Genomic DNA, 14,222 nt, shown 5'->3' on the forward strand with positions numbered 1-14,222 from the left:
AAGCAGTAGAAACAGGACATCTTATGCTTTATCTCAATACTTATCTTATAATATCTAAAAATTCTTCCTCGCTATACACCTCAAGCATGTTTAAGGCGGATAAACCTTGTGGGTCAACTATCTTTGGATCTGCTCCATACTCATATAGGAGAGCAGCCATTTCATAGTTTTGGTATTCCAATGCAGCGGTTAACGTATTAGAGTAATTATCTGAGGTATTTGGATTAGCCCCAGCCTCTAATAACTTTTCTGCTATCGCAATATTTCCTGCGTATATTGCATAATGAAGAGCAGTTGTTCGCTCTGAGTCCATCTCTTCTATATCAATTCCACTAGATAGTAGACTATTAACTTTTTCTTCATCCCCATCTGAAACAGCTTCCATTAGAGGAGTTAAGGTCAATGAATACTCATCACTTAAATAATCTTCTTCAGGAGATAGTTCATTGAAAATACTCCCAGAAAACAAACTAGCATAAGTGAGTGTACCAGCTGCAAATAAAGCTATGACCGCAATATAACAAACAAAGAAAATTCCAATGAGTGCACCCACTCCAAGAGCAATTTTGCTGGAGTTAGAATAGTAATTTGGTGTACCTTCTATTCTCATAAAGTTCCCGACAGCTTGAATTCGTTTAGGTAAAAGTGGATGACTGGATAACACTTCGCTTAACCATACGGCAATATTCGATTCTGTATGGATTTGTTCCAAATATGCGTCTTCGTTTACTTCTGAATATAACTTTTTTCCAACGCCAAGAATGGTAAGCGCTTGTTTAGCAGCCATTCCATTTTGTATATAATAGGCAGCTTCACGATCACAGGTATATTCACATGATCTACTATACGCTTGCGAGAGAAATGGTATAAATTGTGCAGGCATGATTAAAATGTTCTTCCACACATGTCTTCTCTTTACATGAGAAAGTTCGTGGGCAATGATAAAATCGAGCTCTGCTTCACCTCGTTCTCTAGCTAACTCAAAAACTTCCGAATAAATAACTACCATATTTCTTCCTAGAAATCTTGTAGCAAATGCATTAAATGCTCCTTCTGAATGAATAACGAACACATCAGGAACTTTTTTTATGTTCATTTTTTCAGATAAAGACACGACACGCGCGTATACATCCGGGAATTGCTTTTCACTAATACGTATCCCATTTCCTCGAATAGAGCCGAGCATAACTACATTAGCATAAAGCAAAAATACGAAAAGAATTAATAAAATAGCTATACCAAATAAAGACACGATAGCAAGTATGTATAATAACAAACTGAAAATAACACTAATAACGAAATATGGCATTTCCCTATTAGAAGTTAACTCCTTCGACGACAAATAAATTACCTCCCCCAAATATTTACCAATTTATCATCCTACGTCTTTTCTGTCAAACTAGAAAATTCTGATAGATACTATCTAGTATACCGTATGTCTTTCACACAAATTCCCCTTTCATCATATTATTTTTACAAGAGGTGGTGAAAAATGCACGAGGAAAAAGAGGGTAAATTATACAATCCCTATGAAATGGAACAACAAGAATGGAAGAAGCGACAGGTAAAAGAGAGAGGAAAACAATTATTAACCATTATTTCTCCTATTTTCATTCTTTTACTTTGGGAAATTTGTTCAAGAACAGGTGTACTTGATATACGATTTTTTCCACCCCCATCTGCCATTGTTTCTACATTTTTTGAATTGATGACAAGTGGGTTGTTATGGACACATATTTCTGTCTCTTTGTATAGAATAGCCGCAGGATTTTTATTAGGTGTAATACCAGGAATAATTATTGGGCTACTAATGGGATTGTACGCCCCGATCCGTCATTTTATCTCACCGATTGTCATGGCTTTTATGCCTATCCCGACTTTGGCTTTACTACCGATCATCATTATCCTTTTTGGTATTGGAGATTTTTCAAAAGTTGTTACTATTGCAGGAAGTGTATTTTTCCCAGTGGTTATTAATACTGTCGCTGGCGTATTGAATATAGAAAAAGTTCACTTAGACGTAGCCAAAAATTATGGTGCAAGCCCCACTGATTTCTTTCTTAGAATTGCTTTCCCGGGCGCCCTTCCAGTTATGTTAGAAGGAATTCAAATGGGGCAGGCGATTGCGCTACTGACGATTGTCGCAGCTGAGATGATGGGGGCAACATCAGGTATCGGTTATTTAATCTGGACTTCCTATAAAGCGTTTATGTTAAAAGAAATGTTCGTCGGATTGATCCTCATTTCTTTCTTTGGATTTATGTTTTCTCTTTTATTACGCGGACTACAAAGAAAAATTATCCCTTGGAGGTGATTAGATGGACCAACCAGTAAAAATTTCTATTGATAATCTCACGAAAGTATTTTATAAAAAAAATAATAGTGTGACAGCTATACAAAATATTACGTTAAACGTAGAAGAAGGAGAGTTTGTCTGTATAGTTGGTCCAAGTGGATGTGGAAAAACAACTTTACTACGAATACTTGCTGACCTGGAACAACCAAGTTCGGGTACATTTTCAATAGAATCAGATACAGACTTCCGGCCATTGCAATCAATGGTATTTCAAGAAAAGGGAGTTATTCCTTGGTTGACTGTAGAAGAAAATGTAGCATTTGGACTGAATATGCGTCATCTGCCTAAAGAGTTTGTTCGAAAGCAAACCAATTATTATTTAAAGAAAGTTGGTCTTACAAAGTTCTCAAAGCTATACCCAAAAGAACTTTCAGGGGGCATGAAACAACGGATAAGTATTGCACGAGCTTTTGCAAATGATCCGGAAATATTGCTAATGGATGAACCATTTGCAGCGCTGGATGAACAGAACAAGTTCATCTTGCAAGAAGAGCTGCTATCTATTTGGTCTGAGACGAAAAAAACGGTGATTTTTATTACGCATAGTATCGATGAGGCTTTGTTATTAAGTGACCGTATTGTATTGATGAGTGCTCAACCGGGAGAGATAGTAGAAGAGATAAAAGTACCTCTGCCAAGACCACGTACGATGGAGCAAGTTCGTGCCAATCTGGAAATGGCGGAGCAGTTTATAGCGATCTGGAATCATCTACAGCAGGAAGTTCAAAAGTCGAGAAAGTAAGGAGGAAATATGTGAAAAAGTGGGGCTTTTTAATTGTAGTATCTTTTGTACTTTTACTAAGTGCATGTAGTTCTAAAGATAAGGACAGTTCATCCAAAGTAGATGATGAGGTGAGTAAAGAAAATCCTTCAGGAGATCTTGCACCACTAGAGGAAAAGGTTAAGGTTGTTATCGCTGAAGATGGATCTGCCTCTGGAGCTGGGTTTTATATCGCAAAAGAAAAAGGGTACTTTGAGGATTACAATATAGATGTAGAGTTTGCGGTGTTCTCGAATAGTGATGAAATGTTGCCGGCCCTTGCTTCTGGAGATGTAGATATCGCAGGAGGAGTATCGACTGCGTCATTCTTTAATGCTATTGCACAAGGAATTGACGTGAAAATTATTGCAGACAAAGGGCATAATGTTCCAGGAAAATCTTATTTTTCATTTGTAATCGGAAATCAAATGGTAGATGAAATAAAAAGTTATGAAGATTTTAAGGGAAAAAAAATTGCAATATCCTCTAAAAACTCGATTGATGAATATATCTATTTGGAAATGCTAAAGCATGCTGGATTAACAACTGAGGATGTAGAGCTTGTATTACTTGCAGATTTCGGAAGTATGCTAGGTGCAATTGAAAATGGATCGATTGATGCAGCATTACAAATTGAGCCATTAATAGCGCAAGGTGTTGAAAATGGATTTCATCAACGGTTTGGAGATGCGACTGACTATGCACCTGAGTCTCAAATTGCTATGGTATTAGGTTCACCACAGTTCATGAGTGATGAACAGGAGGTCTCCCTGCGGTTCATGGCTGCCTATTTAAAAGGGGTTCGTGATTACAATGATGCCTTTATTAAAGGGGAGAACAAAGCTGAAATTATAGACATCATGACAAAGCATACATCTCTAAAAGATACTTCGCTTTGGGAAAAAGTATTTGTAACTGGATTAAACCCAGACGGTACAATGTTTTTAGATGATGTATTAAAACAATATAATGCATACAAAGAAAACGGAGCTATTAGTGGGGATGTAGATTTTGATAAGGCGGTAGATACGTCGGTAACAGAAAAAGCAGTAGAAATTTTAGGAGCATATGAAAAGTAAACGTCCAGAAATTTGGGCGTTTTTTTTTCAAAGATAAGGATAAGTAGGAAGGTTAAAAGACAATTCCGACAGATTATACTTTACTAGATTGGATATAATATAATGTAAGGATAAGCAAGTGAAAATGAGGTGCGTAAAATGGTAAATGTTTTAGTTGATGCTGACGGATGTCCAGTAGTAGATTTAACGATTTTTGTGTCGAAAAAGTTTAAAATGAACGTTACTTTACTATGTGATACTGCGCATTATATGCAACGAGAAGGTGCAGATACAATAATGGTATCTAAAGGAGCAGATGCAGTAGACTTTGTTCTAGTAAATAGAGTGAAAAAAGGGGACATAGTCGTTACCCAAGACTATGGCCTAGCGGCAATGGTATTGGCTAAGCAAGGTTTTGCAATCGATCAAAACGGACGATGGTATACTCCTGAGAACATTGACCAACTGTTAGACAGTCGCCATATATCTAAGAAAATTAGACAGGCAGGGGGGCGCTTAAAGGGTCCTAAGAAACGTCAAAAAGAAGACAATGAAAAATTTGAAGCAAGCTTCCATAAATTATGTGAGCATGCGCTTCAAGCAGGAAGTTAACTTTCTACTGGAGCTCACTTAAGATGGGATTATCAACAAATACCCCGTTTGCATCAAGATGGATTGCATTCTTCATTTCATTTTCAGTTTTAATAGAATATAGATGCACCTGCAATCCATTTAATTGGGCTTCGTGAATAAATTCTTGATCGACCGATTTTAAATTAACCCCAATTCCACTAGCATAAGTTTGCAAACGTTCATAATCTAGATGAGATAACGCAGCTTTCTCTTTGAAACTAAACAGTTGAACAAGAGGAAGCGTCGGCTCTAGTGTATGAAACTTTGTTAAAGTATCCTCATTGAACGACTCCACAATAACTTTTGGCAAGGTGTGGTCCTCTCCTAATAAATCATACTTTTTTAATAAACTGAAAAGCTTCTCTTCCATTCCCTTATAAATACGTGGTGACTTTAACTCAATATAATAATTTACATCATCCCCGAACTGAACAAAAATCTCTTCTAAGGTGGGGACTTTCTCTTGTTCAAACTCTTTGTTAGCCAAATCTGGATATGCTTCATTAAACCATTTCCCTGCATTTAACTGCTTCAATTCTTCCAACGTATACTCCTTTACAAAGCCAAGTCCATCCGTTGTACGATCAACCTTTTCGTCGTGCATAGCAACTAACACTCCATCCTTTGTCATTTGTAAATCTATTTCAATATAGTCTACATCCGCTTGGTGGGCTATCTCATAAGCAGTCATCGTATGCTCCGGTGCAAAAGCAGAAGCCCCGCGGTGCGCTATGATTAATAACTTGTCGTTGGAAATTGGTTGTATACTGTTTTCCGAGTTATCGCAGCCTGCTATTAAACATAAACTTACTAGTATAGTAAATAATAAGCGCATGAGAGACTCCTTTCTAGTAAATTTTTGTTTAGTAGAATGAATTTAATTGGTATAACTAATATCTATAAGAGTGCTATGAAAAGGTTGAATTGATTGATATCAGAAAACGAATAACATATCTATTGAACTGGGAGAGCTTTTTGTTCTTGTCGGTCGAATGATCGCAGGTTAGAAAATATAACAAGTGGGATCTTGGATGGAAATTGGTGACATAGAAGTTAATGATATGCCTCCAAGCAAACATGATTTATCATTAATGTATCCGATCAGTTGAAGATAACACTCAATTTATTTAATGAATTATCCGCTATCTTATTTAGATGCAAAGCCATGGGCACATATGCGTTCTGAAATAAGACAAATCCAAAGACACTTAGGAATTGCATGTTTGATGTGACACGTGACCAAATGATAGCAATGACTATGGGTGATCGAATATAGTGCCCAGGAAGCGCTAGATGCAGCTGCAGAAGGTACCAATCGTGCGATAGAAATTGCCAATAAATAGACAAGAATATATAAACGAACAAGAGGCATTCATATGCTTGCTTGTTCGTTTTTTGATTATAAAAAGAAAACAATCTATTTAACATTTGCTGTTTTTTTTGGTATATTATACGGTGGACAAAATTAGAAAAGGTGGAGTAAAAAATGGACACAAATGCATACAGAGTATTACTTTACTATAAATATGTCCCGATTGAAGATCCAGTAACATTTGCGCAAGAACATCTTGCAGCATGTAAGGAAATCGGGTTAAAAGGGCGTATTTTAGTATCAGACGAAGGTATAAACGGAACTTGTTCAGGTACGTTTGAACAAACTGAGGCATACATGAATATGATGAAGGCAGACGAACGATTTGCTGACATGGTGTATAAAATAGATGAAGCAGAAGGACATGCCTTTAAAAAAATGCATGTACGTCCTAAAAAAGAGATTGTGCATTTAGGATTAGTGGACGATATTAATCCAAATGAAATAACAGGACAATACCTTTCTCCAAAAGAGTTTTTCGAACAAATGCAGGCTGAGGATACTGTTGTCATTGATGCTCGTAATGATTATGAATTCGATCTAGGACATTTCCGTGGTGCGATTCGTCCAGAAATTCGCAACTTCCGGGACCTACCAGACTGGATGATTGAAAACAAAGAAATGTTCGAAGGTAAAAAAGTACTTACGTATTGTACGGGCGGAATACGCTGTGAAAAATTCTCAGGATGGTTAGTAAGAGAAGGATTTGAGGGTGTAGGTCAACTACATGGTGGAATTGCAACTTACGCCAAGGATCCAGAAGTACGTGGACAACTTTGGGATGGACAAATGTACGTATTCGATGAGCGTATCGCTGTCCCGGTAAACCAAGTAGAGCATGTCGTGGTTGGTAAAGACCATTTCACAGGGGAGCCATGTGAGCGTTATGTAAACTGCGCAAATCCTGATTGTAATGACAAAATTCTTTGCTCAGAAGAAAACGAACATAAGTATCTACGCAGCTGTTCGGACGAATGCCGCGAGCATCCACGCAATCGTTACATTGTAGAACATAAATTATCTGAAGAAGAAGTAGAAGCTAGATTAGCTGCTATAAAATAGTAAACGAAAGCCCATGCTAACTAGCATGGGCTTATTTAATAGATATGAAAATCCTTTCCACGAGCACGACTTCAAACTACCGACCTCTATTTAAATGGAATATTTCTGAAATGATTTCAGCACTTCCTGGAGAAAACATAAATATTGATAACGCAATACATAATAGTCCAACAACTATTAAAATGAATTTTTTGTTTCCAAGTAGCCCCTTAATTACTAAAAATATTCCTACGAATAGTATTAAGAAATACCAAAATCCCATCGTCTCACTCCTCTGGTTAATTTAATATAGGGACGTTAATGTTCCTCATAAGTTCTGCCATAAGTAAATGATACAGTGATTTTACTTGCTTCAACAGAATCACCAAAATAAACCCTGATTGTAAATGACGTCTACTAAGCAGGACAGTATAAAGCATGGATGATGGTAATATATTAAACATATAGAGGGGATTTGCCTTCCTATATAGAAAGTAACAAAGAGTTCATTTTTCAAAAATAGAATGGAGGAACGTATATGTCAATCGAAGTGAAAAATATTTCAGATTTGAACGCAGTCAACGTATCCAAACTAATTCAAGAAAGTGAAAAGGAAGGGTATCGTTTTGTATCCAGATTAGCTTCCGAATATGAAGACGGGACACATCGCTTCAGCGAACAAGGAGAGGCAATTTATGGGGCATGGGATGAAGATGAACTAGTAGCACTAGGTGGTTTGTTTAAAAATACTGCTAGTGAAGCAGACAATTCCGCAAGACTATATCGATTTTATACATTACCTGAGCATCGTCGAAAGGGTATAGGAAGCGAACTGTTGAAAGTGGTTTCTGAAAATGCCAAAGGTCACTTTAAGGAAATAACAACTAAAACAGAGTCAGCAAAGGCAGATTCATTTTACCGTGCTAACGGGTTTAAATTTGACGAGCGCTCTCCGGATACTACGCATGTGTTGAGTTTAGAATAGAAAGGGTTTACAACGATGAATAACCAGCAATTAGAAATGAAATTCCCCTTAATCTCCAAGATGCAAAGGAAAGAAGAAATAATATGGTTTAATCCAAATAAAATAGATTCAGAAGAGGCATTAAAAAATGTTTCTGTTACTGCTGAAATGGTTCAAGATGCAAGCGATCGTTTAGATCGCTTTGCATCTTATTTATGTATTGCTTTTCCAGAAACAGCAAAAGCAAAGGGGATTATTGAGTCTCCACTTGTAAAAATTCCTACAATGGAATCTTCCATAAAAAAATTCTTTCATACAGAGTTTGATGGAGAATTGCTGTTAAAATGTGATAATGCCTTACCAATTTCAGGATCTATAAAGGCCCGTGGTGGTATTTATGAGGTGCTTAAAATTGCAGAGCAACTTGCGATGCGAGAAGGTTTATTGGAAGAAACAGATGATTATGCTATTCTCTCAACCGATAGATTTAGACAGTTTTTCTCAAATTACTCGATTGCAGTAGGTTCTACTGGAAATCTTGGACTAAGCATAGGAATAATTAGTGCCAAATTAGGATTTCGAGTAACTGTGCATATGTCTAGTGATGCGAAACAATGGAAAAAGGATATGCTTCGTTCAAAAGGCGTAACGGTTGTAGAGTATGACTTTGACTATAGTATTGCGGTGATGGAAGGTAGGAAACAGGCGGAGAAAGATTCAAAGTGCTTTTTTATCGATGACGAAAATTCCATCGACTTATTTGTCGGATATGCTGTTGCAGCAAGTAGGTTGAAAACTCAACTAGAACAAATGCAAATCATTGTCGACGCCGAACATCCACTTTTCGTATATTTGCCTTGTGGAGTTGGTGGTGGGCCAGGAGGAGTGGCGTTTGGACTAAAACTAATATTCGGGGACTATGTGCAGTGCTTTTTTGCAGAGCCTACGAACTCCCCTTGCATGCTACTTGGTTTAATGACCGGATTACATGAAAATATTTCAGTAGCTGATATCGGCCTTGATAACAAAACAGTTGCAGATGGACTGGCTGTAGGTCGACCGTCAGGGTTTGTAGGAAAAACGCTTGAGCAGCTCATAAGTGGAAGCTTCACGATTAAAGATAAAACACTTTATGAGCTTTTAGCTTTATTGGCTGACACGGAAAATATTCTATTAGAACCTTCTGCACTTGCGGGCATGACAGGACCAATTCATTTAACAACACAAGGAGTACCCTTGAAAAAAACTACTCATATAGTTTGGGCAACTGGCGGAGGAATGGTTCCTTCTCAGGAAATGCAAATCTATTATGAAAAAGGAAAACAATATCTTTTGAACTAAATATCAATCCTACTTAGAGTCTAAGTAGGGTTTTTTTATTGTTATTTGCTCTACTATATATAGAACAAATGTGTTATGCTATATATAGAACAAAATAAGGGAGGGTGACTCATGTTTATTGAAATAGAATCTAATTCTGATGTCCCCATCTATTTGCAGTTGGCACACCAACTTATGGAAGGTATAGTACGAGGTGAGTTAAAGCCAGGTGACTCGCTACCGTCTGTTAGAGCGTTTGCGAGTGATCTTGGGATGAATATGCATACAGTAAATAAGACATATCACTATCTAGAGGAAAAAGAGTTTATACAAATAGTGGCAAAATCAGGTGTAATTATTCGACCAAGTGGTATTCCGAAGGCAACAGAGGAAGAAAAGCAAAAACTTGAAGCTCAGCTAAGACCAATTATTACAGAGGGATTAGTTCGAAAGCTCTCAGAAGAAGAACTAGTAGAGATGGTACGCAAGCTCGTACAGAATATTGAGGAGGGGAACAAATGATTATTACACTCTTTGGATTCATCCTATTATTTATAACTATTTTACAAGCATTTATGCCGAAATTTCTAAAGCCAACAGAAGCATTTGGCGTGTATATACCAGATAGTCATACAAAAGATTCAGTGGTGATAAAATTAAAAAATACGTATACGACGGTTGTACTAACGTTCGGAATGATTATTTTTGGGGTCTATCTCTGGTGGGCTTTAACTCAAAATCCGGCAGAAGAAACGTTAGCTTTAGTGAGTGTAGGAGTTCAGTTTACAACGTTGTTTGTGAGCATTGGCTATTATTTTATGATGCATCTTCGAATGAAAAGACTAAAAGAAACACAAGGGTGGTTAATAGGGAAAAGTGAAGTGAGAGTAGTTGATGTAAAGTTTCAGGAAAAGCTCAAACTAATACCCCGTGTACTCTTTATCTTTCCTATGTTTGTTACTATAGGTTTAATCATATATACATTTATGAAATATGACCAAATGCCAGAGATGATTCCTACTCACTGGGGACCTACAGGAGAAGCAGATGCGTTCAGCGAAAAAACATATTTTAGTGTAGTTGCACTGCCACTTATTTTACTTGTGATGCAAGGTATGTTCCTTATGATGAGTGAAGGTATGAAATTTTCGGGAGCTCGCCTTAATCCATCCAATAAAAAAGCTTCACTTGTGCAGCAACTAGCATTTCGAAAATATACGAGTTTGTTAGCGCTCTTTATCACTATTGGAATAACACTTATGATGGGATATTTTCACTTGCAGACGATTCATCCCGAGATATCCTCATCTCTTATCATGTGGGCTCTCCCTCTAACTTTCTTAATACTAACATTTGCAGTTGTTGGCATTTATGTAATTAAAGTAGGACAAAGTGGATCTCGATTAAAAGTAGAAGAAAACAGTCCAGCCATAGAAAACAAGATAGCTGTTGACGAGGACCGATATTGGAAGGGCGGGATGTTTTACATGAACAAAAACGATCCAAGTATTATGGTAGAAAAGCGATTTGGCGTAGGTTGGACTTTAAATTTTGCTCATCCTATAAGTTGGATTGTTTTACTCGTGCCTCTTCTACTTATATTCGGCATATCATTTTTATTATAAGAAAAAGCAGCTCCCCAATTATTGGGGAGCTGCTTTTTGCTTGTTTCAAGAAAGAGTATGCTTTGCGCTGCAAAGCGGCGTCAGTTTTCTTATTCAGCGTCGAAAACTTCTACTTTTTCCATTTTAGCGCCATTTTTCATAGCTTTTGCTACTTCAAGTCCACTTGTAACTTGACCGAAAACAGTATGAACACCATCTAAATGTGGTTGAGGTGCGTGTACGATAAAGAATTGGCTAGAACCAGTGTCTTTACCAGCATGTGCCATTGAAAGGCTTCCTGCTTGGTGTTTGTGTGGGTTTCCAGCTGTTTCACATTTAATGTTTTTGCCGCTACCGCCCATACCTGTACCAGTTGGGTCTCCACCTTGACTTACGAAACCAGGAATTACACGGTGGAATACTACTCCGTTATAGAATTCGCTGTTTGCTAACTCTTCAAAGTTTGCAACTGTGTTTGGTGCCTCATTTGGGAATAGATCAAATTCAATTTTTTCACCAGAATCCATTAAGATATAACCTTTTTTTGTCATTTAAAACACTCCTTTTTCGTTTAAATCCTTCATTAGTATAGCATGTACCTAAATCATTTTCCAAAAACAGAGACTGTAGAAGAGTTTCGTATATTTTTAAAAAGAAATTAGCCTATTGTTGTCAAAATCCTTACCTAATACAAATGATGTTTTACAGATAAAGGTTATTTAGCACTCCTGTCGAATTAGTTAATTGAAAGAATCTTTATAAAAATATAAATATTCTATTTATAATTACCAAAATTTGCTTTACAATATAATTATTACCTAAAAAGGGGGACTATTTAAATTGAAGAAGATAGGGATTATATTAACTGCATCTGCTTTATCGATTGGGATGTTTTCATCTGCTGTTAGTGCAGCGAGTACAGTTACTGTAGGAGGACAACCAGTAAATGTGGTAGCACAGGTGAATTCAACAGAAAAGGTTGTTACTAAGGAAGACTTACTTAAAAAGTTTCGCTCTGCTTTTCCAGGGTTTTTTGACTTTGTGAATGCTAGTGATTTTCATATGAGTTCATATGATTATCCGGAGAGGGAGGAAACAAATTATCAGATGTCTTTCAATAAGTTGCAGAATGGGAAGGATACTTATGGGAATATATCGTTTTATGGAGAAGATTTAGAGGTAGAATCCTTCAGCTATGAGCCGATTAGAACTCCAGACTCTTTGTTTCCAGCCAAGGTTTCTAAAGAAGAAGCTAAAAAAGTGGCAACTGACTTCGTTAAGAAGTTTCTTAAAGCTGGGAATTACAAATTAAATGAAGAAAATAATGATTACTTTTATTACTCAAAACAAATATTAACTAGTCCTATTAGTTATTCTTTTTCTTTCAATCGTTTGAAGGATGATGTTGCGATTGCTGATCAACTTGTAACTGTAACAGTTCTTGGAAACGGAGAAATTGTCAATTTTTATAATTCAGCAATAACTAAATCTCCTATTTTTGACGATGTAAAAAAGGTGAAAGATCAAAAGGACGCATTAGAAAAAATGAAAGAAAATCTTACCGCGAGGCTACAATATCAAGTTAACACCAACTATGAAACTGGGAAAAATGATGTAAAACTGGTTTATGTGCCTGATGTTCTGAGTGTTAGTGCTGTTACGGGTGAATGGTTTAACGGTAAAGAATTTTTAGCGGAACAACCAACTAAAATGGAATATGAAAAGGTTACTAACTCGGCATTGCCAGTCAGGCAAAATGGAATGACGAAGGAAGAGGCAAAGAAAGCAGCAGAAAAGTTATTACAAGTAAAGTCTGACAAGGTCAAGTTGAGTATTCAATCAGTAGAAGAAGTAAAAAATAGTTATGGGCAAGAAGTAATAAGTATTCAATATATGTATAACTACGCTAATGGAGGAAGTGGTTCCTCATTAGAATTTGATAAGAAAACTGGGGAGTTGCTTCAGTATCATAATGCACAAAATAGTATGATGATTGAACTGAACGGTACTAAGGAGGAAGTTGCTCCTATTTCTAAAGAAGAGGCGATTGCTCAAGCGGTCAAGTACTTAAAGGAATTAGTGCCATCTTATCTTCATGAATATGCTATGCCTTTAGAGGACAGTTATGTCGATGACGCAAGGGGGAATTACTACTTAAACTTCCCTCGTATAGTAAATGGGGTAATGGTTAGTGGGGATCAAATTAGTGTAAGTATTTATAAGGACGGCTCTTTGGAAAATCTAAGTGTAAGCAGGCCACAAATTGAAGAATGGCCGACATTGGATAAAGTTATTTCTTTAAAAGAAGTGGAGGATACGTTGAGTAAAGCATTAAGTCTAAAAATGAGTTATATGAAGGGAAATCACAAGAAAGAAAATAGTCATTATGATTTAATATACTCTCCGTTATTCAATGAAACTGCCTTTAATGTGTTAGATGCCAATTCTGGGAAATGGATTAATCAATACAATATAGAAGTGACACCTGAGGTTTCTCATCCAACAGCAGCAGAAGAGCTGAACTATTTAATTAAGGCAAAGGTATTGACGGTAAATGATCCAAAAACCTTTAACGGGGATGCAGCTGTGTCTAAAGGGGAAGCAATCAAGATCATGATGAATTCTTTAACGTATATTTATGAGACAAACATTAGAGAGTCAGAGAGTATGAAGCAATCTTTTACAAACATTAACTCCAAACATGCTTCCTATCAAGCTGTTGAGCGTGCAGTAGAAGCGGGTATTTTAAAAACAGATCAAAAGACCTTTGATGTAAATAATCCTGTTACTAAAGAAGAGCTAGCCGTATGGTATATTCGAGCACTAGGTCTTGAGCAAGCAGCTATACAAAAAAATATTTTTAAAAACGAATTTACTGATGGCAAAAAAGTTACGGAGGCAAATATTGGTTATGTAATTTTGGCAAACTCACTTGGATTAGTAAAGGCAGAAAAAAATCATTTTAACCCCAAAAAAGAAATAACATATGCAGATTTAGCGGTGTCCTCAATCCGCTTAGCTCATGAAATCTCCAATAAGGGAAGAGATTTCAGATACAGTTATTAAATCATAGAAATATAAATAAAATTAGAGGGTCATGACAACCAGTCATGA

Annotated in this window: 14 protein-coding genes; 10 read left to right on the plus strand and 4 right to left on the minus strand. The window is 36.7% G+C overall.

Features of this window, described 5'->3' with window-relative positions; genetic code table 11:
* Window positions 1-40: 40 nt before the first annotated feature.
* Entirely contained in the window at window positions 41-1,342 is a 1,302-nt protein-coding gene (locus MHI40_RS00640; RefSeq protein WP_340761112.1) for a M48 family metallopeptidase, read from the minus strand.
* Between the two features lie 150 nt (window positions 1,343-1,492).
* On the opposite strand from MHI40_RS00640, the gene MHI40_RS00645 reads away from it, so the two are divergent.
* The 4 genes from MHI40_RS00645 (at window position 1,493) to MHI40_RS00660 (ending at window position 4,786) form a co-directional block, all read left to right on the plus strand.
* Complete coding sequence (locus MHI40_RS00645) at window positions 1,493-2,314, plus strand: ABC transporter permease (RefSeq protein ID WP_093536662.1); 822 nt, start codon at window positions 1,493-1,495, stop codon at window positions 2,312-2,314.
* Between the two features lie 4 nt (window positions 2,315-2,318).
* Complete coding sequence (locus MHI40_RS00650) at window positions 2,319-3,098, plus strand: ABC transporter ATP-binding protein (RefSeq protein WP_093536660.1); 780 nt, start codon at window positions 2,319-2,321, stop codon at window positions 3,096-3,098.
* Between the two features lie 11 nt (window positions 3,099-3,109).
* Complete coding sequence (locus MHI40_RS00655) at window positions 3,110-4,195, plus strand: ABC transporter substrate-binding protein (RefSeq protein WP_340761113.1); 1,086 nt, start codon at window positions 3,110-3,112, stop codon at window positions 4,193-4,195.
* A gap of 138 nt (window positions 4,196-4,333) precedes the next feature.
* Window positions 4,334-4,786 carry a YaiI/YqxD family protein gene (locus MHI40_RS00660; protein WP_093536656.1) on the plus strand — a complete coding sequence of 151 codons (453 nt, stop codon included), beginning with the start codon at window positions 4,334-4,336 and terminating at the stop codon, window positions 4,784-4,786.
* A 4-nt stretch (window positions 4,787-4,790) separates the two neighbouring features.
* Here MHI40_RS00660 and MHI40_RS00665 read toward each other — a convergent pair whose 3' ends face one another.
* The gene (locus MHI40_RS00665) at window positions 4,791-5,642 is read right to left on the minus strand and encodes a glycerophosphodiester phosphodiesterase family protein (RefSeq protein ID WP_340761114.1); all 852 of its coding nucleotides are present in this window, start codon (window positions 5,640-5,642) and stop codon (window positions 4,791-4,793) included.
* Between the two features lie 651 nt (window positions 5,643-6,293).
* On the opposite strand from MHI40_RS00665, the gene trhO reads away from it, so the two are divergent.
* Window positions 6,294-7,241 (plus strand): oxygen-dependent tRNA uridine(34) hydroxylase TrhO, encoded by a 948-nt coding sequence (gene trhO / locus MHI40_RS00675; RefSeq protein WP_340761115.1) that lies wholly within the window; start codon window positions 6,294-6,296, stop codon window positions 7,239-7,241.
* A 76-nt stretch (window positions 7,242-7,317) separates the two neighbouring features.
* Here the strand turns inward: trhO and MHI40_RS00680 are convergent, their stop codons facing one another.
* Entirely contained in the window at window positions 7,318-7,503 is a 186-nt protein-coding gene (locus tag MHI40_RS00680; protein WP_340761116.1) for a hypothetical protein, read from the minus strand.
* A gap of 255 nt (window positions 7,504-7,758) precedes the next feature.
* Between MHI40_RS00680 and MHI40_RS00685 the strand changes: the two genes are divergently transcribed.
* The 4 genes from MHI40_RS00685 (at window position 7,759) to MHI40_RS00700 (ending at window position 11,129) form a co-directional block, all read left to right on the plus strand.
* Window positions 7,759-8,205 carry a GNAT family N-acetyltransferase gene (locus tag MHI40_RS00685; protein WP_093536640.1) on the plus strand — a complete coding sequence of 149 codons (447 nt, stop codon included), beginning with the start codon at window positions 7,759-7,761 and terminating at the stop codon, window positions 8,203-8,205.
* Window positions 8,206-8,220: 15 nt separating this feature from the next.
* The gene (locus MHI40_RS00690) at window positions 8,221-9,525 is read left to right on the plus strand and encodes a D-serine ammonia-lyase (protein ID WP_340761117.1); all 1,305 of its coding nucleotides are present in this window, start codon (window positions 8,221-8,223) and stop codon (window positions 9,523-9,525) included.
* 111 nt (window positions 9,526-9,636) lie between these two features.
* Window positions 9,637-10,026: a GntR family transcriptional regulator gene (locus MHI40_RS00695; protein WP_340761118.1), complete on the plus strand. Its 390-nt coding sequence runs from the start codon at window positions 9,637-9,639 to the stop codon at window positions 10,024-10,026.
* The gene (locus MHI40_RS00700; protein WP_340761119.1) at window positions 10,023-11,129 is read left to right on the plus strand and encodes a DUF1648 domain-containing protein; all 1,107 of its coding nucleotides are present in this window, start codon (window positions 10,023-10,025) and stop codon (window positions 11,127-11,129) included. Before MHI40_RS00695 ends, MHI40_RS00700 begins: the two co-directional genes overlap by 4 nt.
* Before the next feature lie 89 nt (window positions 11,130-11,218).
* Here MHI40_RS00700 and MHI40_RS00705 read toward each other — a convergent pair whose 3' ends face one another.
* A complete protein-coding gene (locus MHI40_RS00705) occupies window positions 11,219-11,659 on the minus strand; it encodes a peptidylprolyl isomerase (protein WP_093536632.1) in 441 nt (146 codons plus the stop codon).
* A 289-nt stretch (window positions 11,660-11,948) separates the two neighbouring features.
* Between MHI40_RS00705 and MHI40_RS00710 the strand changes: the two genes are divergently transcribed.
* Window positions 11,949-14,174, plus strand: a complete 2,226-nt coding sequence (locus MHI40_RS00710) for an S-layer homology domain-containing protein (protein WP_340761120.1) — start codon at window positions 11,949-11,951, stop codon at window positions 14,172-14,174.
* Window positions 14,175-14,222: the final 48 nt, after the last annotated feature.

Origin of the sequence: Psychrobacillus sp. FSL H8-0510 (assembly GCF_038008345.1) — a bacterium.
Classification (GTDB): Bacteria; Bacillota; Bacilli; order Bacillales_A; family Planococcaceae; genus Psychrobacillus; species Psychrobacillus psychrotolerans.

Excerpts from the sequence above, each read along its gene's own strand:
- MHI40_RS00680 (WP_340761116.1), bottom strand. The coding sequence starts at position 7,503 with ATGGGATTTTGGTATTTCTTAATACTATTCGTAGGAATATTTTTAGTA.
- MHI40_RS00665 (WP_340761114.1), bottom strand. The coding sequence starts at position 5,642 with ATGCGCTTATTATTTACTATACTAGTAAGTTTATGTTTAATAGCAGGC.
- MHI40_RS00705 (WP_093536632.1), bottom strand. The coding sequence starts at position 11,659 with ATGACAAAAAAAGGTTATATCTTAATGGATTCTGGTGAAAAAATTGAA.
- MHI40_RS00685 (WP_093536640.1), top strand. The coding sequence starts at position 7,759 with ATGTCAATCGAAGTGAAAAATATTTCAGATTTGAACGCAGTCAACGTA.
- MHI40_RS00695 (WP_340761118.1), top strand. The coding sequence starts at position 9,637 with ATGTTTATTGAAATAGAATCTAATTCTGATGTCCCCATCTATTTGCAG.
- MHI40_RS00660 (WP_093536656.1), top strand. The coding sequence starts at position 4,334 with ATGGTAAATGTTTTAGTTGATGCTGACGGATGTCCAGTAGTAGATTTA.
- MHI40_RS00645 (WP_093536662.1), top strand. The coding sequence starts at position 1,493 with ATGCACGAGGAAAAAGAGGGTAAATTATACAATCCCTATGAAATGGAA.
- MHI40_RS00690 (WP_340761117.1), top strand. The coding sequence starts at position 8,221 with ATGAATAACCAGCAATTAGAAATGAAATTCCCCTTAATCTCCAAGATG.
- MHI40_RS00650 (WP_093536660.1), top strand. The coding sequence starts at position 2,319 with ATGGACCAACCAGTAAAAATTTCTATTGATAATCTCACGAAAGTATTT.
- MHI40_RS00700 (WP_340761119.1), top strand. The coding sequence starts at position 10,023 with ATGATTATTACACTCTTTGGATTCATCCTATTATTTATAACTATTTTA.
- trhO (WP_340761115.1), top strand. The coding sequence starts at position 6,294 with ATGGACACAAATGCATACAGAGTATTACTTTACTATAAATATGTCCCG.